The organism is Actinoallomurus sp. NBC_01490 (assembly GCF_036227085.1).
GTDB classification, from domain to species: Bacteria; Actinomycetota; Actinomycetes; order Streptosporangiales; family Streptosporangiaceae; genus Actinoallomurus; species Actinoallomurus oryzae.
Genome location: NZ_CP109433.1, coordinates 5,481,706 through 5,506,837, shown reverse-complemented (window position 1 = coordinate 5,506,837; position 25,132 = coordinate 5,481,706). Strand labels below are relative to the sequence as shown.

The following is a 25,132-nucleotide window of genomic DNA, read 5'->3' as shown; positions in this document are numbered from 1 at the left end:
CCTTCTCTCCGGTCTTGCCCGATCGCCGATTCCGCCGTGTCCGGGCGGTCAGCCGCCGGGTCGGTGCTCGGTGCTCCCCACGCCGCGGGTCAGGCCGGCACGGCCGGCCACGACGTAGCCGACGAACGCGACGATCAGGGAGTTCAGTGCGGGGATGCCCCAGCCGAGGTACTTGCCGACCAGGAACGCGCCGACCCAGATCACCAGCGTGGCCGGCACCCAGGCCGGCGCCTCGCGGGGCACGGTGTCACCGGCCGCGTCCAGGTCGCCGCGCCAGCGCCGCACCAGGAAGTACTCGGCCACCATGATCCCGGCGATGGGCGGCACGGCGATGCCGAGGATGGTGAGGAAGTCCTGGAAGCGGTCGAGTATCCCCGCCGCGGCCAGCAATGTGCCGGCCGCGCCCAGCCCGATCGTGACGAGCGCGCGGTTCACCCGCCGGCCGAACAGCGTGTCGATGATGTTCACGAAGCCCAGCGACGACGAGTACAGGTTCCAGTCGTTGATCTTCAACGTGGCGGCGATGAGGATCACGGTGCCGGCGGTACCGCTGGTCGAGGTCACGATGGCCACCACGTCGCCGGTCCGTACGGCGTGTGCGAGCAACACGCCGATCAGCCCGATGACGTACTCGCCGAGTGTGATCCCCAGAACGGTCTGTTTGACGACGTCCGCGACGCTGCGGTTGTACCGCGTCATGTCCGGCGTGATCACCGCTCCGACGATGAACCCGCCCGCGACCAGCGTCGTCCCCGCCGTCATGCTCAGGTGCGGCCCCGGTGCCGGAGACGTGACCAGTGAGCCGAACGAGTGCTTGGACAGTTCCACCGTGATCGACCAGCCGGCGAGCACGACGAACAGGGGGACCGTCACGTACGCGATCCACTGCATGCTCGCGAAGCCGTACACCACGATGAGCGTGATGAAGGCTCCCGCGATCAGCGTCCACGCCCACAGCGGCGGGCCGCCCAGCAGGCTGTGCAGGCCCTGCGCGAAGACGGCGTTCTGGATGCCGAACCAGCCGATCAGGCTGACCGCGACCACCAGGCCGATGAGGCCGGCGCCGTAGCGGCCGAAACCGGTCCAGCGGGCCAGCACCGACGTGGACATCCCCTCGCGGACGCCGATGATCCCGAGAAGAATCGCCACGATCTCCAGGATCACCGCACCGAGCGTGATCGCACCGACGGCGCCCCAGAACGACATGCCCACGCCGAGCGTGGCGCCCAGCAGGAACTGCGACAGCGCCGACACCTGCCCGAAGCGCTGGGCCGCGATGGAGAACCAGTGGTAGCGCGCGTGCTGGGGGACGCGCTGCAGAGCGTAGTCGTCGCTGCCGATCGCGGCCTCGCCCTGCGCGGCGGTCGCGATCGTCACATCGCCTTGGGCCATCGGTCCTCCCGAAGTTCCGTTGGCGAGCAGGCTAGGCACCGCCCGCTCCGCCGGAAATGGACGACCTGCACCACGCTCAGGGGACGGAGGTGCAGGTCGCACCACCTCCGTGGGTAGAATCGCCCGCATTGTGCTGATCACGCCGGGTGACGTGGCCGACCTCGCGGCGGGCGCGACCCTCCTCGGTTCCGGTGGCGGAGGTGACACTCAGAACGCCGCCGCGACGCTTCGGCGCGTCCTCGACCACCACGGGCCGGTACGGCTCCTGAGCCCCGCCGACCTCGATCCCGGCGCGTGGGTCGTGCCGGTCGCGGCGATCGGGGCGACCACGGTGATGATCGAACGCCTCCCCGGTGAGACCGAGTTCACCGCGGCGGTCCGGGCACTCGAGCGGCACCTGGGCATCGCGGTGACGGCGCTGCACGGTCTGGAGTCCGCCGGTGTCAACGCCCTGCTGCCGGTGGCCGCCGCCGCATGGCTCGGCCTGCCGCTGGTGGACGCGGACGGCATGGGCCGGGCCTTCCCGCGGATCGACCAGACCGTCTTCACGCTCGCCGGTCTGCCCACGGCACCGCTCGCGCTCGCCGAGCCGTCCGGCGCGGAACTGCTGATCACCGGCGTGGACGGGGCGGGGGCCGAACGGCTGGCGCGCGCCGCGCTGCCCGCGCTGGGCGGATGGGCGGCCAGCGCGCTGTGCGTCATGCGTGCCACCGACTCGCACCGGCACGCGCTGCCCGGCACCATCAGCCGCGCGTTGCGGCTCGGCCGGGCACTGCGGCGCGGGCAACGTGATCCGGCCGAACGCGACCGGCTGCTCGCCGACATGGCCGTCCGCCGGCTGTTCACCGGCACCGTCCTGGAGGTACGCCAGCGGGGCCGCGACACGGCCGCGCTCAGCGGCACGGTCACCATCGAGCACGCCCGCTCCCCTCGGCGGACACTCCGGCTGGAGATGGCCGATGAGTACCTGCTCGCCCTCGACGACGGCGCCGTGACCGCCCATGTCCCGGAGATCATCGTGATGCTCCACGCGCGCACCTGGTACCCGATCTCCACCGAGCGGGTCGCGCCCGGGCGGCACGTGGACGTGCTCAGCCTGCCGGCGCCGCCGGCCCTGCGGACCACGGCCGCCGCACGGCTCGTCGGACCGTCCGCGTTCGGCCTCGACCTCCCGATGGCCGGAGTGACCGCGTCATGACCGCCGTCACGGTGGGCGACCTGCTGGCCGACGAGGCCCTGCGCGACGGTGAGGTCATCGGCGGACGCGCGGGCATCGAGGCGGCGGTGCATCACGTGACCCTCGTGGTGACCGGCGCCGAACTCGACGACGCACCGTACGGCACCGCCGCGGTCCTCGATCTGGGCGGAGCGACCGGCGCCCTCCGGCGCCAGCATCTGGCCGAGATCGTCTGCCGCCGGCTGCACGGCCGAGCCGGCCGGCTGCTGGTCGTGGCGGGCGGCACGTTCGCCGCCGCGCTGTCCACCGTCCGGCTGGCCGACCGGCTCGGACTGCCCGTCGTCGTGGCGCCGGACGCCGCACCGCACGCGCTGGCCGCGCGCCTGCTCTCGGTCGTCCACGCGCCGGAGCTGGCCCTGGGCCGGCGCCTGGCCGCGGGCGCCGCGCGGCTGCGCACGGCCGGGTCCCTGGAGCGCGTCCTGTCCGTCCTCGACGCGGTGCTGGATGCCCGCACGTCGCTGGCCACCACCGACGGGACGTCGCTCGCCGGGAGCCGGCCCCGCCACCCGTTCGCCGTACCGGCCGGCACACCGGTGCCGGCCGTCGACCGTACGGGCCGTGTGTCGACCGCGTTGTGTCCCGTGCCGCACACCGAGGGCGGGCCACGGCTGTGGATCGTGTGCCAGTGCGAGCGATCCGGTCCGCTCTGGCGCGACACGGCTCTCGGCCTGCTCGACATGGCGGCGGCATACGCCGGCGCCTGGTTCGCGACAGAGCGCCTGAACGCCGAACGTGACGCCCGGATCCGCGGCGGCCTGCTGAACGAGATCCTGAGCCTGGACGGTCCTCCCCCACCGCACGTCGCGGGACAGGCGGCCCGCCTCGGCTGGCGGCTGGACGGCTGGCACACCGGCATCCACTTCACGCTGGTCGGAAGCGTTCCACCGGCGCCCGCCACGGTCACGCCCATCCTCTCCGCCGGACTCACGGCCCACGGCATCGATGTGCCACTGGTCGAACGCGCGGACGGCTGGTCCGCCTGGCACACCGGAGAACGGCCGCCGGACGCCGTCGCGTCACTCGTCACGACCGTGTGCCGGGCCCTCGCGGACTACCACGCGACGTCGAACGTCCCCCCGATCGTGGCGGGTACCGGACACGCGGCCCCGGGACCGGACGGCCTCGTGACGACGCTCGCCGAGGCACGGCGAGCCGCCCTGGTCGCCGCCGCGACCGGTCGCGCGGGCACGGTGCAGCGCGGCGACGAACTCGGCACGAAACGGATGCTGCTCGACTGGTACGGCTCATCGGTGGTCCGCGAAGAGGCCGAGCGGATGCTGGCCCCGCTGCTGCGCGAGGGCCACGAAGCGCTGCTGGAGACCGTCGACTGCTATCTCGACAGCGGGTGCTCCTCCTCCGAGGCCGCGCACCGGCTCGGCACGCACCGCAATACCGTCACCCGTCGCGTGCAGAGAGCCGAGACACTGCTCGGCGTCCCGTTGACCGACCCGGACGACCGCCTCGCTCTCCAGCTCGCCTGCCGTATGTGGCGCCTCACCCGCGACGCTTCCCCCGCGGGTCGGCCGGCCGCCCGGAGCGGTGCCCTCCCCGCTCAGCCCGAGGTGTGATCGAAGTGGAGCTTGGAGGTGATGCGGTAGCGGTCGCCGCGGTAGACCGAGCGGACGTGCTCGATGACGCGTCCGGCGGTGTCCTGCGTGGTGCGTTCCACGCACATGATGGGAAAGTACGACGGGACGTCGAGCAGGTCGGCCTGCTCGGGGTTGGTGACGCTGGGTTCGAGGGTCTGGGTGGCCTCGGCGACGTGGATGTCGTAGCGCTCGCGGAGCAGCCGGTAGAAGTTGCCGGTCTCCATGTCGGCCGGTCGCAGTCCCGGCACCAGGGCGGCGGGCAGTTCCAGGCGTTCGATGGCGATGGGTTCGGCGTCGACCAGGCGTATCCGCGTCACCCGTAGCACCGGGGCGTCCGGGGACAGGCCCAGCCGGCCCGCACGCGGCCACCCCGCCGGAGCCGTGTCGAAGGACACCACGTGGCTCGTCCAGTCGCCTTCGGCGGGCGGCACCGCGAGCGACCCGGCCCCCGACAGCTCCTGGGTGATCTTCCGTGGGCTGGTGAACGTGCCGCGGCCGTGCTGGCGGACCAGCAGGCCCGAGCGGACCAGTTCGTCGATGGCCGCGCGGATGGTCGGGCGGGAGACGCCGAGCTCGTTCGCGAGGTCTCGCTCGGACGCCAGACCCGTGCCCGGACCGGCATTGTCGATGACGTCGAGAATGTAGCGGCGGACCCGGTCACGCTTCGGGGTCGAGGGGGTACGGGTGGCTCTCTGCTCGGGCTCGGGCCTGGTCACGCCCCCATCGTCTCAGGCGAACTCACGCGCTGTGGCCGCGAGCACCGCGGCCGGCATCCCGGGGACGGGTGCCGGCCGTGGCGCAGACGGTCAGTTCGGCACGGTGTCGGTGAAGTGGGTGCCCGCGCTGTAGTAGCCGTTCACCGCGCTGGTCACCTGCGCCGGCGTGAGCGCGCCGGACGCGTTGTAGTACACCCAGTTGACCTTCTCGTTCCAGGTGCGCGCCCCGGTGAAGGGAAAGTCGATGAACCACTCGTTGAAGTCGATCGTCATCTTCTCCCGCGGGTAGTACTTGCCCGTGGTGGAGAAGTAGACGTTCCCGTCGACGTAGTAGGTGACGGTGCCGCCCGCGACGGTCATCTGCAGCGTGTGCCAGCCCTGGAGGCTCGAGATGACGTTGTGCGTCTGGCGGTCCATGGCGTCCGCGCTGTACCAGGTCGTGGTGTAGAGCGTCGGGCCCGGGGCTCCCCAGCCGCCGTTCGGCAGGTACTCGTTGTCCAGCTCGCTGTACAGCGAGTCGTCCGGAGTGATCGTGTAGAAGGTCTCGTTGACGTGGTCGCCGTTCTGCCCGGTGGTCGGGGCGTCGTTGAAGTACACCCGTGCCGCGTACGTCCCCTCGAAGAACTTGCGCTGCACGGTATCGATCTCGGCCTGCGTCGTGCCCGACGTCGTGCCGTCGGTGGTGGCGGCCAGGTTCATCACCCTGCCGCCCTGGGCGGTCGCGTCGGAGGGGAAGGTGATGGCGTTCGCCGACCAGGTGCCCTGGATGCCGGGGCCGCCCCCGCCCGTACGGATCGACCAGCCGTGGGCGGCGAGCGCGGAGTCGCCGGGTCCGGTGTAGTGGAAGTCGTCGAACAGGACGCCGTTCCCGCTGGGCGGCGGTGAGGTGGGCGGGGTCGTGCCGCCGCCCGGCGGGGCCGTGCCCGAGACGATGGCGCCGTTCACGGACAGAGTGATCGTGCTCACGGTGCCGTACGAGCTGCGACTCGGTGTGAACGAGTAGTCGTTCGCCTGGTCGACCGACTGCCAGTCCTGCCGGTTGAGGCGCAGCTGGATGTCGCCCGTGGACGCGCCGGGCGCCAGCGTGCCGGCGTTCGAGCCGAACGCCACCTCCAGGTAGTGGTCGGCCGTCGATGAGGCGGTGGCCAGCGTGCCGACCGTGCCGGACAGCTTCGCGCAGCCGATCTGCGCCCACTCACAGGTGAAGACGTAAGGGACGGTGGTGTCGGCGGTGAAGTAGTAGCGGATGGCCACGCCGGACAGGGACGCGGACGACGAGCCGGTGTTGGTGATCTGGAACCACGGCTCGATGTCACCTGCGGTGGCGCCGGCCGCGGTGGTCCTGTACTGCAGTTGCAACCCCGAGGCCGCCTGGGCCGGGGTTCCGGCGAGGACGCCGGCGGCCGCGACGGTGGCGCCGAACAGGCCGAGCGCGGCCGGCAGGGCGGCACGGCCACGTCTGGACCGGAGGCGTCTGAGGGCAGGGTGATGCCGCATGCGGTGGTCTCTCCTTCAAGGGGTGGCGGGTGAAGTGGTCGGACCCCGAGCGCGCGCGGTGAGCGGCGGGTAATTGACCAGAGGTCAGTTCCGCTGCGACCGATGGGCATCAAGATGAACTCCGCTTTTCCACTTGTCAACCCCGGATTACCAGCACTCTCGGATCCTCTGACAGGACGTGCCGCCGAGAACAGGTCAGGAGGTTCATGGCGTTGACATGACCAGTGGACAGGTGTCACCATCCGGGGCACCGAGCGAGGGGGCGCTGCCGACCCGGCGCCGAGGCGACGCGCCTCGTGCCGTCAGTCCAGGGAGGATCGACATGCACAGGCGAATTCCGGCCGCGCTGGCGGCGGCCGCCACACTCGTGGTCGCGGGATGCGGAGGCGGTGACGGCGGCGCGAAGTCACCGCCGGCCGCGGACATCGCGGGCCCGGGCACCGGCGCCGGGAAGACCCTCACCGTCTGGTACATGAACGGTGACCTGTCCGACGCCGCGGTGGCGGCGATCGACCGGCGGTTCACCCAGGAGACGGGCGCCACCGTGCGCGTGCAGATCCAGCAGTGGGACGACATCAACACCAAGATCACCACCGCGCTGGCACAGAACGACCCCCCGGACGTCATCGAGATCGGCAACACCGACGTGGCGTTGTTCGCCGCCACCGGCGGCCTGTCCGACATCTCCGGGCCGGCGAAGACCATGGCGCAGGGCCAGAGCTGGCTGCCCGGCCTCGTCGGCCCGGCCACGGTCGGCGGCCGGCTGTACGCCGCGCCGCTCTTCGCGGGTGAGCGGGCGGTGGTCTACAACAAGAAGATCTGGTCCGACGCGGGAGTGACGGCGCCGCCGGCGACGCTGGCGGAGTTCACCGCCGACCTGGACAAGATCAAGGCGGCTCACCCGGCCCCGGACTTCTCGGCGTTCTACATGCCGGGCCAGTACTGGTTCGGCGGTGTCCAGTTCGTCTGGGACGCCGGTGGTCAGCTGGCCACCAGGACCGGTGACCGCTGGACCGGCGCGCTGGAGTCGCCGCAGGCGCAGCAGGGCCTGCGGGCCTGGAAGCAGTTCCAGAACACCTACTCCACGGTCGCCTCGCGCAACCTGTTCAACCTGTCACCGGACTACAACGCGGTCTTCGCCCAGGGCAAGACCTCGGCGATCCTCAACACGAGCGTCAACGCGATCCTGAAGATCAAGCCGTCGTTGAAGGGACACCTGGGCACCTTCCCGTTCCCCGGCGCCAGGGCGGGCACGAACCAGCCGGTCTTCCTCGGTGGCTCCGATCTCGCCATCGCGGCCAAGAGCCCTCACCAGGCGCTCGCGCTCGCGTACCTGAAGACCGCGACGAGCACCGCGGCGCAGACCGGCGCGATCGCCGGCATCGACGGCTGGACGCCGGTCTCCGCGCAGCTCATCGATCAGACGTCCGGGTCGCGCTCCGATCTGCTCAAGGCGTTCTCGGCGGCGGCCAAGCGCAGCGTCGCGACCCCGGCCAGCCCGGGCTGGGCGACGATCGAGAGCGACAAGTCGCTGCAGGCCTTCTTCGGCGACATCTCCACGGGGAAGTCCGCGATCCCCGACGCGGCCCGGTCCTTCGACCAGCACCTGACCCAGGCGCTGAACGCCGCGCAGTGACCTCCATGGAGACCCTCGAAGCGGCGCCTCCCGTCGTCCCGCCGGCCGCCGCACCCGCCCCGCCGGCGCGGCGGCGCGTGGCCCTCACCCCGTACGCGCTGCTCGCTCCCGCCGCCGTCGTCCTGGCTCTGGTGATCGGCTATCCGCTCGTACGGCTCGTGCTGATCTCCTTTCAGGACTACGGGCTGCGCGCGCTGTTCACCGGCCGGACGCGGTGGATCGGCCTGGCGAACTACACCGCCGTCCTGCACGGCGACGAGATCGCGCCGATGCTGGTCCGCACCGCCCTGCTCTGCGTCGCGATGGCGGCCGGCACGCTCGTGATCGGTATGGGCGCCGCCCTGGCGATGCGCGAGCTGGGCCGCCGCATGCGGACGTTCGTCACGTTCTGCCTGATCGCGGTCTGGGCGGTGCCGAACGTCGCCGCCACGATGCTGTGGACCTGGCTCTTCCAGCCGACGTACGGGGTGGTCAACTGGCTGCTCACCCACGTGTCCGGCGGCTTCGGGCAGTACGACTGGACCGCACACGCGCCGTCGGCGCTGCTGCTGGTCTGGCTGCTCGTCGTCTGGCAGTCCGTGCCGTTCGTCGCGCTGACCCTGTACGCCGGGCTCTCCCAGATCCCGGCCGACTACTACGAGGCGGCCGCGATCGACGGCGCCGGCTATCTGACGCGCTTCCGCATGGTCACCGTGCCGTTCCTGCGGCCGATCCTGCTGCTGGTCACGGTGCTCTCGGTGATCTGGGACTTCAACGTCTTCAACCAGATCCGGCTCCTGACGAACGGCGGCCCGAACGAGGGGACCACGACACTGGTGGTCTGGTCGTTCACCCGCGCGTTCGCCGGCCAGTCGTACGGCCAGGGCGCCGCGATCGCGGTCCTCGCGACGGCGCTGCTCGTGGCGCTGACCGGCTACTACGTGCGCCGGCTCGTGCGGGCGGGTGAGGGCCTGTGACCCGGCGGGTCCGGCCGGGCCGTGTCGCCCTGAACGCGGGCACCCTGGTGTTCTGCGCGATCTGGCTGTTCCCGGTCTACTGGATGGTCAACACGGCGTTCAAGCCGGCCGGGGACATCGTCGCGCCCACCCCGCGCTTCCTGCCCTTCCCCCTCAGCCTGGCGAACTTCGCCGACGCGGTGCACAAGCCGCACTTCGCCTCGTACGCCCTCAACAGCGTCATCGTGACCGGCGTGGTCGTGACGCTGTCGATCGTCGTGGCGTTCCTCGCGGCGACGGCGCTGACGCGCTTCCGGTTCTTCGGCCGCCGCGGGTTCCTGGTCGGGATCCTCGTGATCCAGATGATCCCGGGCCCGGCGCTGCTGATCCCGCTCTTCCTGAGCCTGAAGAGCCTCGACATGCTCGACACGCTGCTCGGGCTGATGGTGACGTACTCGGCGTTCGTCCTGCCGCTGACGATCTGGGTGCTGCGCGGGTTCCTGCACGGCATCCCGGTGGAGCTGGAAGAGGCCGCGATGGTCGACGGGGCGGACCGGTTCACGGTGATCCGCCGCATCCTGCTGCCCCTGGTCATGCCCGGCATCATCGCCGCGAGCGTCTTCTCGTTCATCGTGGCGTGGAACGACTACATCTACGCCTACGTGATGATGAAGGACCAGTCCCGGTACACCTTGCCGGTCTGGCTGGCCTCCTTCTCCACCAACATCGGCGTCGACTACGGCGGGCTCATCGCCGGCTCGACGCTCTTCGCGCTGCCCATCGTCGTGTTCTTCATGCTCATCCAACGCCGGCTGGTCGCCGGCATGACCGCCGGAGCCGTCAAGGGCTAGGCGCCGTCCCGAAAGGCCATCGTGATCATTCCTCGCCCCACCGCGCTCACGCCCCACCCAGGCGAGTTCGTCATTCCCCCGGCCCTGCACCTGTCGGCCGGGGAGGGCGCCGAGCGAGCCGCCGGCCTGCTCACCGCCTACCTCGGGCCGGATCGGCCTCGCGTGGCGTACGGGCCGCGCGTCCGCCTGTCGCTCGGCGAGCCGGACCTGCCCCGGCAGGGTTACGCGCTGCGGATCGACCCCGGCGAGGTGGTGCTCACCGCCCCCGCCGAGGAAGGTCTGTTCCACGGCGTTCAGACGTTGCGCCAGCTGTTGCCGCCGGCGGCGCTCGACCCGCGTACGGCGCCGCCGGACGTATGGCGGTGGCCGTGCGCGACGGTACGGGACGCGCCGCGGCTGCCCTGGCGCGGCGTCATGCTCGACGTCGCCCGCCACCACATGCCGCCGGAGTTCCTCCACGAGTTCGTCGACCAGATCGCCCTGCACAAATTCAACGTCCTGCACCTGCACCTGACCGACGACCAGGGCTGGCGCATCGAAATCGAGGATCTGCCACGGCTCACCGAGGTCGGTGCATGGCGGGCCGAGTCGATGGTGGGCCCGGCCGGCAGCACACGCTTCGACGGCACGCCGCACGGTGGCTACTACACCTGCCGCACGTTGCGCGACCTGGTCGCGTACGCGGAACACCGCGGCGTGACGATCGTGCCGGAGATCGAGATGCCCGGCCACACTCGTGCGGCCCTGGCCGCCTACCCCCACCTGGGCAACGACCCGGAGGTGACACGCCCGGTCTGGTCCAGCTGGGGCGTCAGCGAGGACATCCTCGGCGTGCACGACGAGGCCCTGGAGTTCTGCCGTACGGTGTTGGCCCGCACCGCTGAGGTGTTCCCCTCGCGCTACGTCCATATCGGCGGCGAGGAGTGCCCGACCACGCAGTGGGAGACCAGCCCGGCCGCGCGCCGCCGCGCCGCCTCACTGGGGCTCACCGACACCGCGCAGCTGCACGGCTGGTTCCTAAGCCAGATGCAGGACACGCTCGCCGAACACGGCCGGCGCGCGATCTGCTGGGACGAGGCGGAGCGCAACGGCGAACTCCCCGCGGACATGACCCTGACGGCCTGGCGCGACCCGGCTCACGGCGTGCGTTCCGTCAGACGCGGCCATCAGGTCATCATGGCGCCGTACCGGTCGACCTACTTCGACTACGCGCAGAGCGACCGTCCCGGCGAGCCGGCGGGCCAGCCCGACCTCGTCACCACCCTGGAGGACGTGTACCGGTTCGACCCGCTCGCCGGTGACGCCCCCATCGCCGATCCGCTCGACGGGCGTCGCCCCGGCGTCCTCGGCACCCAGGCGCAGCTGTGGACGGAGTTCGCCCCGACGCCCGACCACGTCCGCTATCTCGCCTATCCACGGTTGTGCGCCCTGGCCGAGGCGGCGTGGAGCGAGGGGACGCGCGACTACGAGGAATTCCGCGACCGCCTGGCAGCCCACATCGAGCGGCTGCGCGTCCTCGGCGCGCTCGCCGCACGGGGAGTGATGGTGTGACCGGCCTGAACGGCCGGCCGGGCGCGGCCAAACGCGACCGGGTCCGTCGCTACATACTCGACGTCATCGAGGGCGCCGGCCCGGGTACCGGCCTGGCGTCCGAACGCGAGCTGGCCCTCCGCCTGGGCGTGTCACGCCCGACCGTACGCGCGGCCATCGAGGAACTGACTCGCTCGGGCCTCCTGGTCCGCCGGCACGGCCGCGGCACGTTCACCAGTCCGCACAAGATCACCCAGCAGCTGTCCCAGGCCACGGTCAGCGGCCTGGGCGTCCCACCGGCGGAGGGCGACTGGACGAGTCACGTGGTCTCCTTCGAGACCACCCCGGCGGGCAGGCCGCGCGCGTCGCGCCTGGACCTCGACCCGGACGCGCCGGTGCTGCGAGTGACGCGGGTACGCCTGGTCGAGGGCGAGCCGATCGCCATCGAACGCCTCGAACTGCCCGCCCATCTGGTCCCGCGTCTGGAACCGGCCGACATGGAGTCGGGCAACTTCTACCGCCTTCTGCGCGAGCGGTACGGAATCCAGGTCGCCGAGGCCACCCAGACCCTCGAACCCAGCGTCACCGACCCCGAGCAGGCCGACCTGCTCGACGTCCCGCCCTACTTCCCCATCATGTGCGTGGAACGCACCACCCAGGACACCACCGGACGCGTCATCGAGCACGTCCGCTCGGTCTACCGCGGCGACCGCTACCGCATCACCTCCAGACTCCGCTTCGACCACACCTCCGGTTAGCTCATGATCCGGCCGGTGATCGAGGACGCCCTCTGTGTCAGGCCGAAGTGGGACGCAAGGGGATGAAAGCCCCTAACTGACATGGGCAGGGCGAGAACGGGTACCGAGCAGAACTCTCAGTCTTTCTCGCTTGATCATGTCGTCATGTGCGGTTGCAGTGGCACCGCTTGCGCGCTGTGCGCGGCGTCTAGGCCTGGATCACCAACCGTGGGCGGGCGTGCCTGGCCTACCGGGAGCTGGGCCTGAAGGGTGGTGCCCCGGCCGGGCGGGCTGTGCAGCCAGAGTCGACCGCCGAGCGCCTCAACCCGGTCCCTGAGCCCGACCAGGCCCGAGCCGCCGGTGGCGTCGGCGCCCCCGCGGCCGTCATCGCGGACGCGCACCTCCAGCACACCGTCACCAGTGGCCACCTGGACGTCGCCGGCGGTGGCATGCGCGTACTTGGCGATGTTGGTCAGCGCCTCAGAGACCACGTAGTAGGCGGCGATCTCGATCTGCTCAGGCAGCCGCCCCACCACCTGGATATCCAGGCGGACCGGGACGGCCGAACGGCGGGTCAGCGCCTTCAGCGCCGGGCGCAGCCCGCGCTTGGCCAGCATCGCCGGATGCAGGCCTCGGGCGATCTCACACACTTCCTCCAGCGTGCCGGTCACCTCCGTCACCGCGTCCTCCAGCCGCTGCGCCAGCTCAGCGGCCCCGGGGGAGGCGGCCTCCTGCGCGGCCCGTAGTTGCAGGGCGAGGTAGACAAGGCGCTGCTGGACGCCATCGTGCAGGTCACGCTCGATCCGGCGGCGGGTGGCATCGGCGGTGGCCACGATCCTCGCGCGGGAGGCGGCCAGCGCCGTCTGGGCTTCGGCGTTGGCGATCGTGGTGGCGGCCAGTTCGGTGAACCCGGCCAGCCGCCCCTCGTTACCAGTCGGCAGCGGCGCCCGGCTGGAACACACGACGATAGCCCCCCACAGCCGCCCCTCGACGCTGACCGGCACGCCGACGGCGGCGCGGACGCCGGACTCGCGGGCGGCCTCGGCGATGGGGCCCGAGGCATCGGCGAAGTCGTCGATTCGCGCGGGACGGCCGGTCTGGAACACCAGCGTGGACACGTTCTGCCCGCCGAGCCTCGCCCGGGTGCCGACGGGGAGGGCGCCGCCGGTGCTGCGCCACGCGGCGACCACCGTGCTCGCGCCGTTGGGGTCGTACCGGATCATCGTCGTGTGGTGGGCGGCCAGCAGCCGCCCAGACTCCTCGGCGACCGCGGCGAGCACCTCATGCGACGCCGTTGCCCGGGCCACCAGCGTCGCTACCCGCCGCAGCGCCGCCTGCTCCTCGGCGAACCCGCGCAGCTCCATCCGTGCCTGCGCGTTGGCGATCGCGGTGGCGGCCAGCTCGGTGAACCCGGCCAGTCGCGCCTCGATATCGGCCGGCAGCGGCTCGCCGCGAGATTCCACGATCATGACGCCCCACAGGCGTCCCTCCACGGTGACCGGTACGCCGACAGCCGCGCGGATGCCGATCTTGCGGGCGATGGCGGCGCTTTCGCCCGTGGCGTTGGTGTAGTCGTCGATCCGCGCCGCTCGGCCCGTTTGGGACACGAGCGTGTGCAGGTTTCGCCCGCCGATGTTCCACGGGGTGTCGACGGGGACGGCGGCGCCGGTGCTGTTCCATGCCGCGACCATCCTTATGACGCCGTCGGGGCCGTACCGGCTCATCGTCGCGTGGTCGGCGCCCAGCAGCCGCCCGGCTTCTTCGGCGATCGCGGCGAACACCTCCTCCGGAGCCGCCGCCCGGGCCACCAGCGTCGCCACCCGTCGCAACGCCGCCCGCTCCCGGGCGTTGCGGTCACTCGGCCGAGTAGCCGACAGGGCCCCCGACCCCCGGCGCCAGCCCATGCAACCCTCCTCCTGTGGTCGAGCGGCCGCAATCCCACCGCCACCCACTTCCACTCGGCCGGTGGATCCCGATGTGGTATCCACCGATGGCGACGTCATCGTCAGCGAGAGACCCGGTGATGAGGTTCTCCGCGGTGAGAACCTGGTCGCCCACAAGCCGGCGTCAATCAACTGGACTATCGCGTCCAAAATAGACTGGCGCGACATCGATCGGCAAGCCTCCGCCGGCCATCAGCGGCTGAGCGCCACAGCGCGCCTGACGGTCGTGGTGGTACGCCCCCGTCTGGCCGGTACCCCTACACCGGAACAAATGGACGATATCGTCCACATAATCGGACACAGAGTGTGGCGGCGAGGACTGGATACAGGGAGGTGCGGGATGAAGGCGATTGTGGTGACGGGCCAGGCTGCGGGAACGGCCGGGATGACGCTGGTGGAGCGGGACCACTGGCGATGATTCGGCGCCGAACACTCCCGCCCCTCGCACTGGGGATCTTGGTAGCGATCTCGTGCGTCGTGGCGGAGACGCTTCTTGCCGATCTTCTCAAGCAGATCGCACCAGTGCGTTCCCTGGGAATCGTGTATCTACTGGGCATCGTGCTGGTCGCAGCCGTATGGGGTCTGTGGCCCGGGTTGGCGACGGCGACGGTCAGCGCCCTCGCCTTCAACTACTTTCTCATCCCGCCGACCGGGAGCTTGACCCTCGACAAGGCCGAGACCTGGACGGTGCTCGCATGCTTCCTCGCCGGTACGCTGCTGGCCGGCTCGATCTACAAGCTGGCCCGGTCACTGACCGTCGAGGTCGACGCACGCGCGGAGGCCGACCTGTCCCGCATCCTGCTGCACATGCCGGATGTGAAGACCGCGCAGCCGGAGGCCGCGCGGCGTCTGGCGCGAGCCCTCAAGCTTCCGTTCGCGGAGATCCGGTGCGGCGCGAGCCGCGGTGACGAGAATCACGTGGCGTTCCCGTTGCATGACCGGGGCGTCCCGGTGCGCTCACTCCTCGTCCCCGCCGGCCTGCCGAGGCCGACGCTGCGGCGCCTGCGGGATCGAGTGGTGCCCTCCCTGGAGGTACTGCTGCAGGCGGCACGGGAACGCCAGCGGGTCACGGACGAGCAGGCGGCGTTGCGGCGCTTGGCGACACTCGTCGCACGCGGTGCCCCCCCGGACGAGATCTTCGACGCGGTCGCACGCGAGGTGGAGCACGTCCTGGGAGTACGGAATACGGGAGTGTTCCGCCACGAACCCGACGCCACCATGACCCTGGTCGGCGGCTGGAGCGTCGTGCCTCTCGGCTCGCGCTGGCCGCTGAAGGGGACCATCGTGGAACTAGTGGCCCGGACGAAGGCACCGGGGCGCATGGACGACGTCCAAGCCCCCCTCGACGCCGGCGAGCTCCTCACCTTGCTGCGCGATCTGGGGATCAACTCTGCCGTCGCCTGCCCCATCACGGTCGGCGGGCGCCTGTGGGGCGCGGTGGTCGCCGGGTCGACGTCCGAGCCGCTGCCCGAAGACACCGAGAAACGCATGCTCGACTTCACCGACCTGGTGGCCACCGCCATCGCGAACGCCGATAGCCAAGCGAAGCTGCAAGCCTCCCGGGCTCGCGTCCTCGCCGCGGCCGACGCGACCCGCCGTCTCATCGAACGCGACCTGCACGACGGAGCCCAACAGCATCTGGTCGCGGTGATGCTCGAACTGCGTGCCATGGAGGCCACGGTGCCGGCCGAGCTGGAAGAACTCAAAGGACGGCTGTCCCACACGACTCAAGCACTGGACGAAACCGTCGGAGATCTGCGGGAAATCGCCCGAGGCCTCCATCCGGCGCTTCTGTCTCGGCAGGGCCTCCAACCCGCGGTCAAGGCGCTCGCACGCTGCTGCGCCGTCCCGGTCGAGCTCAACATGTGCGCCGACCGGCATCTGGCGGAGCGGAGCGAAGTGACCGCCTACCACGTCGTATCGGAGGCGCTGACCAACGCGGCCGAGCACGCCGACGCATCCGTCGTACACGTCGACCTCAGCGTCAAGAACGCCAGCATCTGGCTCTCCATCCGCGACGACGGGAAGGGAGGGGCCGATCCCCGCCGCGGATCAGGACTCCTCAACATCACAGACCGTGTCGAGGCACTCGGCGGCAGACTCCAGATCATGAGCCCGGTAGGAGACGGCACCTCACTACTCGCCGAGATCCCAATCACCGACGCGTGATAACGCCGGCGGCTCGCCGCCGCGGCATCCCACGGGCATCCGTGAATACAGGCATCGGAACAGCGGTACGAGGCCCGCATGGCGCTTCGCGACAAGACCCGTCCCCCGGAGGCATGCCTGATCGGTCAGCGGGCCGTCCAATGGTTCAGCCGGCGACTGTCTTGCTTGCAGCCCCAGTTTGGAAGCTTTCGGGCCGCGATGGCCCGTCATGAGGCCCTGCGAGGGGTCCCCGTGCAAGTCGGGAACCGGCCAGCGCCCCTCCGGGCCCGTGCCCAACTCTGTGATCTTCACGCGGCCTGATCTTCCACTATCCGGGCGAGCCGACGGGGGCGACCTTCGGGAGGGCTGGGTCGCGCAGCATGCCCCAAGGCGGGGCCGCGTCGATCCCATGTCTGCGGCCCTTGGGCCGCACCCCCTGCTCGGCCGGCCGTGCGGCCCGTCTTCGGAGGGACCGCCTGCTCCGGACCGCCACCTGATCGAGCGTGCGGCGAGCTAGGGGTGCAGGCGGGCGGTCAGGTGGGCGAGGATCTCGTCCCTTGCCTTCACGGTGGGGTGGCCGTCCTCGTCGATCAGGTGGGCGGTGGTGACGCTGTGGGGGGTTCCGACGACGTCACGGAAGAACGGGGGCGGGTCGGTGTTGGCGGCGCCGCCCGGTAGGACGCGGCCGTCGAAGGCGTCGCCGAGCAGCGCCCGGTAGGCGGCGAAGCGCTGGCCGGTGCACCAGCGGTCGTTGTCGAACCGGTAGGCAAGGACCGTGAGCCCGTCGCGCTCGACGCGATCCTGGACGGCGCGGGCGTCCTCGTCGCTGAGCTCAAGCCCCGCGGGGTCGTCCAGGGGCAGCGACGGGTGGTTGACCACCGGCGCGATGACGGACGGCTCAAGCGTCATGGTCAGGGCGAAGTTGCCGGTGAAGCACAGACCGATCGCGCCGACTCCCGGACCGCCGCACTCGCCGTGCGCCTGCCGCGCGAGGCCGCGCAGCCACGCGGTGACGGGGCTGGTGCCGCCCCCCGCGAACGCACGGAACTCGGCGCTGACGCACGCGCGGCGGACGACCTTCTCCCCGTCCTCGGCCGTGGGGTAGGCCCCGTCGACGCCGAACAGCGACGGGACGTACACGGTGAACCCCGCGTCCCGCACCCACCGCGCCAGCCGGAGGACGTCCGGGCTGATGCCGGGCATCTCCGGCATCAATACGACACCAGGTCCGGCCCCCGAGACGTACACCGTCTTCACCACCCCGTCAACGTCCACCCGCCGACGGGAGAAGTCCGTGATCGCGTCGTCAAGACGCCCGTTGGCTGCGTTCATGGGGACAAGCCTGGACTGCCATCCCCTTGCACCGGGATAGGCCGGATCGCCATTTATAACGGTAATCTCGCCACGGACGAGGAGGCCGATATGAGCGCGTTGCGGGTCGGGGTGCTGGCCTATCCGGGGTGCTTCGCGTCCGAGGTGTTCGGCGTCCCCGATCTCCTGACGATGGCCGCGCACATCGCCGGCCCGGACCGCGACGGCTACAAGGTGTCGGTCGTCTCGCCCCGCCGTCGCGTCGCCGCATCCGGTGGCGCCGTGCTGGCCGTTTCTCCGCTGCGCGACGTCGATGTCCTGGTCGTGCCCGGCTTCGAACTCGCGCCCGGCCTTGATGTGGACGTGAAACTGGCGTCGCTGGCCCCCGAGATCGCGGCGATCCGCTCCCACGCCGCCTCGGGCGAGGCCGTCGTCTCGATCTGCGTCGGGGCGTTCCTGCTGGCCGAAGCGGGCCTGCTCGAGCGGCGGCGGGCGACGACGGCGTGGCTCTTCGCGCACGAACTGGCACGGCGCTGCCCGGACGCCGACGTCCGGCCCGAACAGATGGTCGTCACCGACACGGGAGTGACGACGACCGCGGCCTTCAGCGCCATGTACGACTTCGCCCTGGAACTGATCCGCCGCCATAGCGGCGCCGGCGTGGCGCGGAGGACCGCGCGGGTGGCGCTCGTCGACGACGCACGATCGTCCCAGGCCCCCTACATCGACGCCGGGCTTCTCCCGCAGCCGGGGAACGAGTTCTCCCGCAGGGTCATGCGGTGGCTCGACCAGAACCTCACCGCCCGATACGACCTCACCACACTGTCGGAGACCTTCAACGTCAGCACCCGGACGCTGCTGCGCCGCTTCGCGCAGGAGACCGGACAGAGCCCGCTGGAGTACCTGCAGACCTCCCGCGTCCGCCGCGCCCGCCACCTCCTGGAGACCACGGACGGCACCGTCGCCGCCATCGCCGCCACGGTCGGCTACCGGGACTCCGGCACCTTCGCAGCCCTCTTCGCCCGGCACACCGGACGACGCCCACGCGACTACCGCACCGCCTTCCGGCGCCGGACGGGCTGACAGACGCTGCAGGGTGTGCGCGGGCCAACCGTCAATTCAGCCGGTGACCGTCAGGCCAGCCGGTCACCGGGGACCGGGGTCTTGCGAATCTTGGTCTTGAAGATGGAGTTCACGGTCTCGGCCGCCTTAACGATCACCAGTTGAGCTGGTGACGGTAGACCTTCTCGGCCACCGCGTAACCTCCGACCCCAGCCCGTGGGGGGCTGTGGGGGGCGGAGCCCCCCACATCGGGGGGCGGATTCAACCGGTTGTCGCAACACCGGTGGTCAACTGGCTGGGGTGAGGAGTTTAGCGAGTCGCTCGGCTGGGGTTTGCCAGCCGAGCGTTTTGCGTGGTCGGGAGTTGAGTTCGGCGGCGACGGCGTCCAGGTGTTCGCGGGTGTGGATGGACAGGTCGGTGCCTTTGGGGAAGTACTGGCGGAGCAGGCCGTTGGTGTTTTCGTTGCTGCCGCGTTGCCAGGGTGAGTGCGGGTCGCAGAAGTAGACGGGCAGGTCAGCGGCGATGGAGAACTCCTGGTGCAGGCTCATCTCCGAGCCTTGGTCCCAGGTCAGCGATCGCTTCAGCTCGGTGGGGAGTGTCTGCATCGTTGCGGCCAGGGCGTCGCGGACGATCTCGGCCGTGCGGTCGGTGGGCAGGTGAACCAGCAGGAGGTAACGGGTGGCGCGTTCGACGAGCGTGCCGATTTGGGAGGCCTGGTTCTTGCCGATGATCAGGTCGCCTTCCCAGTGGCCGGGCACGGCGCGATCGGCGGCCTCGGCGGGACGGTCGCTGATCATCACCATCGCGGTGGCATAGCGGGGGCGGCGGGTCTGGGCCTGGCGGCGGGGTTTGCGGTAGGTGCGGCCGGTGCGCAGCGCCTTGATCAGCTCGCGGCGTAGCTGACCGCGGCCCTGGACGTACAGGGCCTGGTAGATGGTCTCGTGACACACGCGCATCTCCGGCCGGTCAGGGAACCGTTCACGCAGCATGGCGGCGATCTGCTCCGGACTCCAGTTCATCTCCAGCCAGCCCTGGACGACACCACGCAGTTCATCGTTGGTGGCGAGTCTGCCCGGGCGGGGACGGGGCCGGCGCGCATCCGCGCGGGCCTGGGCTGCGTGCGGCCGGTACTGCCCGCTGGCCAGGTGCCGGTTCCGGCGCACCTCACGGCTGATGGTGGACGGGCTTCGGCCCAGCTCGGCCGCGATCAGGCGAAGCGAGACTCCCTCACCCAGCCGGTCAGCGATGTGCACACGCTCTTCCTCACGCAGGTAACGCGAGCAACCGGCCTGCGCGGACGGTCTGCTGATCGGCGGGCGGGCCTTGTTATGGGCGGTGGCCTTCACCCCGTTACGCCAACGCTTACCGGTCCGCGGGTTGATGCCCACGATCCGGCAAGCCTCCTTGCTACTCAGGCCCTGATCCATAAGCCGGAAGTATTCCTCCCGCTCACGCACCAAGGCCTTAGGCCCACGCTGTGTGCGATCTGCACGAATCTCGAAGCCCATCGCATCCCCTCAGACAGGGCGTTGCGACGACTCCTAGAACCGAAGGGGGGTTCCGGGGGGTCGTCCCCCCGGGCCAACAGGGTGGGCGATACTGGGTTCGAACCAGTGACCTCTTCGGTGTGAACGAAGCGCTCTCCCACTGAGCTAATCGCCCCGGACGGGTTCCCCCGTCGCCAGCAAAGATTAGCGCATTCCGGCACCTCTTCGCGCGCCGCCGGTGGTGTGGACGCGATCAGCCCACGGCCCAGGGCACGTTCAGGCCGTACCGCTCCAGGTAGAAGATCACGCCGGCGGCGACCACCACTCCCCCGGCGACGGCGATCAGCTGGTTCCTTCTGCGGGTCTCCGGGGCCAGGGCCTTGTCCTTCGCCTTGACGGCCTTGTCCTTGGCCCACAGCAGGGCGACGCGGGCCCAGGCGAACTCCGTCGCCAGGATGGCGAAGCCGACGAAGATCGCGGCCCAGCCCGGGCCCGGCAGGACGAGCATCGCGATGCCCGCCAGCAGCACCGCCATGCCCACGGTGAACACCGCGACACGCCACGCGTTGTTCAACAGAGCGTTGCGTCGTACGCGCTCGCGCCAGCGGGTCAGGTACTCGGACACGCATCGACCATAGCGCTTCCGCGCAGGTCAGAGCGGGTATCAGGTGGGAGAGGCCGGTCAGCTCAGGTGTTCGGGGGGCGGAATGTTCTTAGGACTTCTCGCAGTTACGGGTCAGAGACCGAAGGGGACACCCGTTGGAGGGAGCGACGTCCTCACCCAGAGCCCGCGATGCGGGTCCGATGCCTGAAGGAATGGCCCGATGAACAGCAGCAGCACCGCCTCGGCCGAGGTCGGCCTTCGGCTCGTCGTTCCCGACCGCACGACGGTCCCGCTGCTCGCGACCCTGGAGTACGCCGCCGACGACCCCTATGCCATCCGTGTCGCTTTTCACGTCGGTGACGACGATCCAGTGGAGTGGATCTTCGCTCGCGAGTTGCTGACCGTTGGTGTGGTGCGGCGGGTCGGGGACGGGGACGTTCAGGTGTGGCCGGCGGACGACGTCCGCGACCGCTCGCTGAACCTGTCTCTTTCGTCACCCTTTGGTACCGCCCACTTCGAGGCTCCGCTCACGCCCCTGACCGACTTTCTCAACCGTACGTACGAGATCGTGGCCGCGGGCCGGGAGTCGGATTTCATCGACATCGAGGCGGAACTCGACGACCTGCTCTGGCACTCCTGACGTCAAGGACCGTACGGCCCCGTGCCAAGCGCCTCCCAGCGCTGGCCCACACCCGACGGCGCGGGGCCGTACGCACCATTACGGCGCCGCCGCCCGCGGCGCCCGCTTGCGGCGCCGCGAGCGGAACCCGGCTCACGGGTCGAGGTCGGCCGCACCCCGCTCGGCGAACACCTCGATGGCCTTGCGGGTGACGGGCCCCGGCGCGGCCGGCAGGACCGTGCCGTCGATCGCCCTGATCGGCTGCACGTCACGGGTGGTGGAGGTCAGGAAGGCCTCCTCGGCCTCGGCGAACTCCGCCAGCGGCACGTCGGTCTCCTCCCCGCCGACCCACTCGAGCACGAGGGCGCGGGTGATCCCGGCGAGGCAGCCGGAGGACAGCGGCGGGGTGATCAGCCGGCCGCCGCGGACGAGGAAGACGTTGGAGCCGGTGCCCTCGCAGAGGTTCCCGGCGAGATTGCCGAAGATCGCCTCGGCGCCGCCGTGCTCGTGGGCGTACGCGAGGGCCTTGGCGTTGTCGCCGTAGGAGGTCGTCTTCAGCCCGGACAGGGCGCCCCGCTCGTTGCGCGGCCACGGCACGACCGAGACGTCGCCGGTCGCCGGGAACGGCCGCTGCTCCGCGACGGCCACGATCGCGGTCGCGCCGGTCGTGCCGCGGTCGGAGCCGAGCGGGCCCTCACCGCTGGTGTAGGTGATGCGGATGCGGGCGAGGTCCCACTTGGGTGAGGCGTCGAGGACGTCGAGTGTGCCCTGGCGGATGGCGTCCAGGTCCGGCTCGGGCAGGCCGAGCCCGGCGGCCGAGACCGCGAGCCGGTCCAGGTGGCGGGTGAGGGCGAACGACCGGCCGCGCACGGCCTTGATCGTCTCGAAGACCCCGTCACCCACGAGGATGCCGTGGTCGAACACGGACACTCGCGCGTCCTCCGGGGCGTGCAGCGCCCCGTTGATCCATACCGGACCGGAACTCATCGTGAAGCTACCTCCAATAGCCGAGCCGCCTTCAGCTCGGTCTCCTGCCATTCGCGCCGGGGGTCGGAGTGCCACGTGATGCCCGCCCCGGTGCCGAACCTGAGCCGATCATCGGTCGCCCAGAACGTACGGATGCCGACCGCGAGCGCACCACGCCGGGAGTCCGCGTCCACCCAGCCGATGGCTCCACAGTACGGGCCGCGGGCCACCGGTTCGAGCTCATTAAGGAGCGTCAGGGCGCTGGACTTCGGCGCGCCGGTGACCGATCCGGGCGGGAAGGTCGCGGCGATCAGCTCCGGCCAGCCCGCTCCGGGCGGGAGCCGGCCCCGTACGGTCGAGACAAGGTGCACCAGACCGGGATGTTCCTCCAGCGCACACAGGGCGGGGACCGAAACCGAACCTGGTTCGACCACCCGGCCGAGATCGTTGCGGACCAGGTCCACGATCATGACGTTCTCGGCGCGGTCCTTGGGCAGAAGGTCCTCTGGTGTGCGGCCGGTGCCCTTGATCGGGCGCGACTCGACCACGTCGCCCGCGCGGGACAGGTAAAGCTCCGGCGAGGCGGAGGCGATCTGGAGCCCCGGCAAGCGCATGACCGCGCCGTACGGGGACGGGTTGCCGCGGGCGAGGGCGTGGCCCAGGCCGACGAGGTCGTCCTCCGGCAGCGGGGCGGACAGCACGCGGCACAGGTTGGCCTGGTAGACCGTGCCCTCCGCGATCGCCGCGCGGATCGTCTCCACCCCGGCGACGTAGGCGTCCCGGCCGAGCGAGCTGGTCCACGACTCGCGCGGCGGCCCCTGCCAGGGCGCGTACGGGAGCGGCGCCCGCCGTACGGTGCCGAACCGCGCGCAGGTGACCTGGCCCTCATAGGTGACGACGACGGCCCAGTACCCCGATGAGTCGAGGGCGGCCAGATCATCGGTCACATCGGTCAGCTCGGTGGCCAGCAACCCCCCGGCATGGGCGAACATGACACCAGTCTGCCGAGTCACCAGGTGTCGAGCGGGATCCGGCGTTCGCGGCGCGGCGCCGAGCGCAGCGCGGTGCCGATCCAGCGGCGGGTCTCGGCCGGGTCGATCACGTCGTCGATCTCATAGACCGTCGCGGCGGACAGGGCCTTACCCCGCTCGTACGCACGGGCGACGAGTTCGTCGAACAGGGCGTCGGGGTCCTCGGCCGCGGCCAGTTCCCGGCGGTACCCCAGGCGCACGGCGCCCTCCAGGCCCATGCCCCCGAGCTCGCCGGTCGGCCAGGCCACGGTCGCGACCGGCACCTTGAGGCTGCCGCCGGCCATGGCCTGCGCCCCGAGCCCGTACGCCTTGCGCAGGATGACCATGACGAGCGGGACGCCGAGGTTCGCGCCGGTGACGAACATGCGGGCGAAGTGCCGCACGGTGGCGGTCTTCTCGGCCTCCGGGCCGACCATGAACCCCGGTGTGTCGCACAGCGACACCAGCGGCAGGCCGAACGCGTCGCACAGCTTCATGAACCGGGAGGCCTTGTCCGCGCCGTCGGCGTCGATCGCGCCGCCGAGATGGGCGGGGCTGTTGGCGATCACGCCGACCGGCACGCCCTCGATCCGGGCGAGGGCGGTGACGATCCCGGGCCCGTACGCCGCCCGCAGCTCCAGCACCGAGCCGGTGTCGGCGAGCGTCTCGATCACCATGCGGACGCCGTAGACGCGCTTGCGGTCCAGCGGGACGAGGCCGCGCAGCGCCTCCTGCCCGGCGGCCTCCCAGGTGCCGGCCGGTCCCTGGAAGTAGGCCAGGTACCGCCGGGCGACACGTACGGCCTCGGCCTCGTCGGCGACCGGGACGTCCACGACGCCGTTCGGCACCTGGACCGCCATCGGGCCGATCTCCTCCGGCGCGAACACGCCCAGCCCACCACCCTCGATCATCGCCGGGCCGCCCATCCCGATGTTGGCGTCCTCGGTGGCGATCACGACGTCGCAGCAGCCGAGCAGCGCGGCGTTCCCGGCGAAGCACCGCCCCGAGGCGATGCCGATCAGCGGCACCTGGCCGCTGAGGCGCGCGAACAGGTGGAACGCCATGGTGTCCAGGCCCGAGACGGAGGCGGTGTCGGTGTCGCCGGGCCGCCCGCCGCCGCCCTCGGCGAACAGGACGACGGGCAGCCGCCGGCGCTCGGCGAGCTCGAGCATCCGGTCCTTCTTGTAGTGGTTCGTCGCGCCCTGCGTGCCCGCCAGGACCGTGTAGTCGTAGGCGAGCACGACCGCGGGACGGCCGTTCACGTCCCCGACCCCGGCGACCAGGCCGTCCGCGGGGGTCTTCTCGATCAGCTCCTCCAGGGGCCGGCGCGCCCGCTGCGCGGCGACGGCCAGCGCGCCGTACTCGGTGAACGTCTCGCACAGGTCCGCGACGTTCTCCCGTGCCGTACGGTGCCCGGTCGCGCGCCGGCGCCGTACGGCCTCCGGGCGCGCGGCGTCCAGGCCGATCTCGTGGCGCCGGCGCACCTCCGCCAGGTCGGGCCGCTCCCCCGCCGTGGCCTCGGCCGGCGCGGCCTCCGCCTCGACGTCGCCCTCCTCGATGGCGACCAGCGTCTCGTCCTCGCCGACGAGCGCGCCGGCGACGGCCGCGACCTCGCGTACGACACCGGCGACCGGCGCGACCACGACGTACTCCATCTTCATCGACTCGAGCACGACCAACGGGGTCCCGGCGGGAACGGATTGGCCGGGGGTCACGTCGATACTCACGACAATGCCTTGAACGGGCGCGATGACGGGGGTCGTGTCCATGCCTGCAACCTCTCTCCGTTGTCAGGGACACGTACTACCATCAACACGACACACCCCCCGTTGCCTGTCATGCCCGTGATCGACGAAGAAGGG

At 70.9% G+C, this 25,132-nt stretch carries 22 protein-coding genes and 1 tRNA gene; 11 read left to right on the top strand and 12 right to left on the bottom strand.

What is annotated here, in order from left to right; genetic code table 11:
* Positions 1 to 48: 48 nt before the first annotated feature.
* A complete protein-coding gene (locus tag OG417_RS25695) occupies positions 49 to 1,392 on the bottom strand; it encodes a purine-cytosine permease family protein (protein ID WP_329261116.1) in 1,344 nt (447 codons plus the stop codon).
* Between the two features lie 130 nt (positions 1,393 to 1,522).
* On the opposite strand from OG417_RS25695, the gene OG417_RS25690 reads away from it, so the two are divergent.
* The gene (locus tag OG417_RS25690) at positions 1,523 to 2,590 is read left to right on the top strand and encodes a DUF917 domain-containing protein (protein ID WP_329261113.1); all 1,068 of its coding nucleotides are present in this window, start codon (positions 1,523 to 1,525) and stop codon (positions 2,588 to 2,590) included.
* Positions 2,587 to 4,197: a helix-turn-helix domain-containing protein gene (locus OG417_RS25685; RefSeq protein WP_329261110.1), complete on the top strand. Its 1,611-nt coding sequence runs from the start codon at positions 2,587 to 2,589 to the stop codon at positions 4,195 to 4,197. Before OG417_RS25690 ends, OG417_RS25685 begins: the two co-directional genes overlap by 4 nt.
* Here the strand turns inward: OG417_RS25685 and OG417_RS25680 are convergent.
* Together OG417_RS25680 and OG417_RS25675 are read right to left on the bottom strand one after the other, a co-directional pair.
* The gene (locus tag OG417_RS25680; protein WP_329261106.1) at positions 4,182 to 4,934 is read right to left on the bottom strand and encodes a GntR family transcriptional regulator; all 753 of its coding nucleotides are present in this window, start codon (positions 4,932 to 4,934) and stop codon (positions 4,182 to 4,184) included. The two genes, OG417_RS25685 and OG417_RS25680, sit on opposite strands and share 16 nt — an antisense overlap.
* Positions 4,935 to 5,024: 90 nt before the next feature.
* Complete coding sequence (locus tag OG417_RS25675) at positions 5,025 to 6,431, bottom strand: cellulose binding domain-containing protein (protein ID WP_329261104.1); 1,407 nt, start codon at positions 6,429 to 6,431, stop codon at positions 5,025 to 5,027.
* A 322-nt stretch (positions 6,432 to 6,753) separates the two neighbouring features.
* On the opposite strand from OG417_RS25675, the gene OG417_RS25670 reads away from it, so the two are divergent.
* The 5 genes from OG417_RS25670 to OG417_RS25650 are packed head-to-tail and all read left to right on the top strand — an operon-like array spanning position 6,754 to position 12,141.
* The gene (locus tag OG417_RS25670; protein WP_329261101.1) at positions 6,754 to 8,067 is read left to right on the top strand and encodes an extracellular solute-binding protein; all 1,314 of its coding nucleotides are present in this window, start codon (positions 6,754 to 6,756) and stop codon (positions 8,065 to 8,067) included.
* 5 nt (positions 8,068 to 8,072) lie between these two features.
* A complete protein-coding gene (locus tag OG417_RS25665; RefSeq protein WP_329261099.1) occupies positions 8,073 to 9,023 on the top strand; it encodes a carbohydrate ABC transporter permease in 951 nt (316 codons plus the stop codon).
* On the top strand, positions 9,020 to 9,853 hold the full coding sequence (locus tag OG417_RS25660; RefSeq protein WP_329261095.1) for a carbohydrate ABC transporter permease: 834 nt from the start codon (positions 9,020 to 9,022) through the stop codon (positions 9,851 to 9,853). The genes OG417_RS25665 and OG417_RS25660 overlap by 4 nt, the downstream gene beginning before the upstream one ends.
* A 21-nt stretch (positions 9,854 to 9,874) precedes the next feature.
* The gene (locus tag OG417_RS25655) at positions 9,875 to 11,404 is read left to right on the top strand and encodes a beta-N-acetylhexosaminidase (RefSeq protein ID WP_329261092.1); all 1,530 of its coding nucleotides are present in this window, start codon (positions 9,875 to 9,877) and stop codon (positions 11,402 to 11,404) included.
* Complete coding sequence (locus OG417_RS25650) at positions 11,401 to 12,141, top strand: GntR family transcriptional regulator (protein ID WP_329261089.1); 741 nt, start codon at positions 11,401 to 11,403, stop codon at positions 12,139 to 12,141. Before OG417_RS25655 ends, OG417_RS25650 begins: the two co-directional genes overlap by 4 nt.
* 134 nt (positions 12,142 to 12,275) lie before the next feature.
* Here the strand turns inward: OG417_RS25650 and OG417_RS25645 are convergent, their stop codons facing one another.
* Both OG417_RS25645 and OG417_RS54430 read right to left on the bottom strand, forming a co-directional pair.
* Positions 12,276 to 14,024 carry a sensor histidine kinase gene (locus OG417_RS25645; protein ID WP_329261087.1) on the bottom strand — a complete coding sequence of 583 codons (1,749 nt, stop codon included), beginning with the start codon at positions 14,022 to 14,024 and terminating at the stop codon, positions 12,276 to 12,278.
* Complete coding sequence (locus tag OG417_RS54430) at positions 13,975 to 14,178, bottom strand: hypothetical protein (RefSeq protein ID WP_442875729.1); 204 nt, start codon at positions 14,176 to 14,178, stop codon at positions 13,975 to 13,977. The genes OG417_RS25645 and OG417_RS54430 overlap by 50 nt, the downstream gene beginning before the upstream one ends.
* Here OG417_RS54430 and OG417_RS25640 point away from each other — a divergent pair.
* Positions 14,086 to 14,481, top strand: coding sequence for a hypothetical protein (locus OG417_RS25640; protein ID WP_329261084.1), 396 nt, complete (start codon positions 14,086 to 14,088; stop codon positions 14,479 to 14,481). The two genes, OG417_RS54430 and OG417_RS25640, sit on opposite strands and share 93 nt — an antisense overlap.
* The gene (locus tag OG417_RS25635) at positions 14,478 to 16,232 is read left to right on the top strand and encodes a sensor histidine kinase (RefSeq protein WP_329261081.1); all 1,755 of its coding nucleotides are present in this window, start codon (positions 14,478 to 14,480) and stop codon (positions 16,230 to 16,232) included. The genes OG417_RS25640 and OG417_RS25635 overlap by 4 nt, the downstream gene beginning before the upstream one ends.
* A gap of 492 nt (positions 16,233 to 16,724) precedes the next feature.
* On the opposite strand, the gene OG417_RS25630 is transcribed toward OG417_RS25635, so the two are convergent.
* A complete protein-coding gene (locus OG417_RS25630; RefSeq protein ID WP_329261078.1) occupies positions 16,725 to 17,543 on the bottom strand; it encodes a dienelactone hydrolase family protein in 819 nt (272 codons plus the stop codon).
* Positions 17,544 to 17,633: 90 nt separating this feature from the next.
* Here OG417_RS25630 and OG417_RS25625 point away from each other — a divergent pair, with 90 nt between their 5' ends.
* Positions 17,634 to 18,605, top strand: coding sequence for a GlxA family transcriptional regulator (locus OG417_RS25625; protein ID WP_329261075.1), 972 nt, complete (start codon positions 17,634 to 17,636; stop codon positions 18,603 to 18,605).
* 266 nt (positions 18,606 to 18,871) lie between these two features.
* Here the strand turns inward: OG417_RS25625 and OG417_RS25620 are convergent, their stop codons facing one another.
* From OG417_RS25620 to OG417_RS25610, 3 genes are all read right to left on the bottom strand, one after another.
* Positions 18,872 to 20,092, bottom strand: a complete 1,221-nt coding sequence (locus OG417_RS25620; protein WP_329261070.1) for an IS30 family transposase — start codon at positions 20,090 to 20,092, stop codon at positions 18,872 to 18,874.
* Between the two features lie 82 nt (positions 20,093 to 20,174).
* Positions 20,175 to 20,246: transfer RNA gene (locus OG417_RS25615), tRNA-Val, on the bottom strand.
* 78 nt (positions 20,247 to 20,324) lie between these two features.
* The gene (locus OG417_RS25610) at positions 20,325 to 20,696 is read right to left on the bottom strand and encodes a TIGR02611 family protein (RefSeq protein ID WP_329261067.1); all 372 of its coding nucleotides are present in this window, start codon (positions 20,694 to 20,696) and stop codon (positions 20,325 to 20,327) included.
* Between the two features lie 199 nt (positions 20,697 to 20,895).
* Here OG417_RS25610 and OG417_RS25605 point away from each other — a divergent pair, with 199 nt between their 5' ends.
* Positions 20,896 to 21,315 carry an SsgA family sporulation/cell division regulator gene (locus tag OG417_RS25605; protein ID WP_285581039.1) on the top strand — a complete coding sequence of 140 codons (420 nt, stop codon included), beginning with the start codon at positions 20,896 to 20,898 and terminating at the stop codon, positions 21,313 to 21,315.
* A gap of 132 nt (positions 21,316 to 21,447) precedes the next feature.
* Here OG417_RS25605 and OG417_RS25600 read toward each other — a convergent pair whose 3' ends face one another.
* The 3 genes from OG417_RS25600 to OG417_RS25590 are packed head-to-tail and all read right to left on the bottom strand — an operon-like array spanning position 21,448 to position 24,997.
* Positions 21,448 to 22,281: an aminotransferase class IV gene (locus OG417_RS25600; RefSeq protein WP_329261064.1), complete on the bottom strand. Its 834-nt coding sequence runs from the start codon at positions 22,279 to 22,281 to the stop codon at positions 21,448 to 21,450.
* Positions 22,278 to 23,252, bottom strand: coding sequence for an anthranilate synthase component I family protein (locus tag OG417_RS25595; protein WP_329261062.1), 975 nt, complete (start codon positions 23,250 to 23,252; stop codon positions 22,278 to 22,280). Before OG417_RS25595 ends, OG417_RS25600 begins: the two co-directional genes overlap by 4 nt.
* 17 nt (positions 23,253 to 23,269) lie before the next feature.
* On the bottom strand, positions 23,270 to 24,997 hold the full coding sequence (locus tag OG417_RS25590) for a carboxyl transferase domain-containing protein (protein WP_329261059.1): 1,728 nt from the start codon (positions 24,995 to 24,997) through the stop codon (positions 23,270 to 23,272).
* Positions 24,998 to 25,132 lie beyond the last annotated feature (135 nt).

Excerpts from the sequence above, each read along its gene's own strand:
- OG417_RS25695 (WP_329261116.1), bottom strand. The coding sequence starts at position 1,392 with ATGGCCCAAGGCGATGTGACGATCGCGACCGCCGCGCAGGGCGAGGCC.
- OG417_RS25685 (WP_329261110.1), top strand. The coding sequence starts at position 2,587 with ATGACCGCCGTCACGGTGGGCGACCTGCTGGCCGACGAGGCCCTGCGC.
- OG417_RS25675 (WP_329261104.1), bottom strand. The coding sequence starts at position 6,431 with ATGCGGCATCACCCTGCCCTCAGACGCCTCCGGTCCAGACGTGGCCGT.
- OG417_RS25670 (WP_329261101.1), top strand. The coding sequence starts at position 6,754 with ATGCACAGGCGAATTCCGGCCGCGCTGGCGGCGGCCGCCACACTCGTG.
- OG417_RS25665 (WP_329261099.1), top strand. The coding sequence starts at position 8,073 with ATGGAGACCCTCGAAGCGGCGCCTCCCGTCGTCCCGCCGGCCGCCGCA.
- OG417_RS25645 (WP_329261087.1), bottom strand. The coding sequence starts at position 14,024 with ATGGGCTGGCGCCGGGGGTCGGGGGCCCTGTCGGCTACTCGGCCGAGT.
- OG417_RS25635 (WP_329261081.1), top strand. The coding sequence starts at position 14,478 with ATGATTCGGCGCCGAACACTCCCGCCCCTCGCACTGGGGATCTTGGTA.
- OG417_RS25630 (WP_329261078.1), bottom strand. The coding sequence starts at position 17,543 with ATGAACGCAGCCAACGGGCGTCTTGACGACGCGATCACGGACTTCTCC.
- OG417_RS25625 (WP_329261075.1), top strand. The coding sequence starts at position 17,634 with ATGAGCGCGTTGCGGGTCGGGGTGCTGGCCTATCCGGGGTGCTTCGCG.
- OG417_RS25620 (WP_329261070.1), bottom strand. The coding sequence starts at position 20,092 with ATGGGCTTCGAGATTCGTGCAGATCGCACACAGCGTGGGCCTAAGGCC.
- OG417_RS25605 (WP_285581039.1), top strand. The coding sequence starts at position 20,896 with ATGAACAGCAGCAGCACCGCCTCGGCCGAGGTCGGCCTTCGGCTCGTC.
- OG417_RS25600 (WP_329261064.1), bottom strand. The coding sequence starts at position 22,281 with ATGAGTTCCGGTCCGGTATGGATCAACGGGGCGCTGCACGCCCCGGAG.
- OG417_RS25595 (WP_329261062.1), bottom strand. The coding sequence starts at position 23,252 with ATGTTCGCCCATGCCGGGGGGTTGCTGGCCACCGAGCTGACCGATGTG.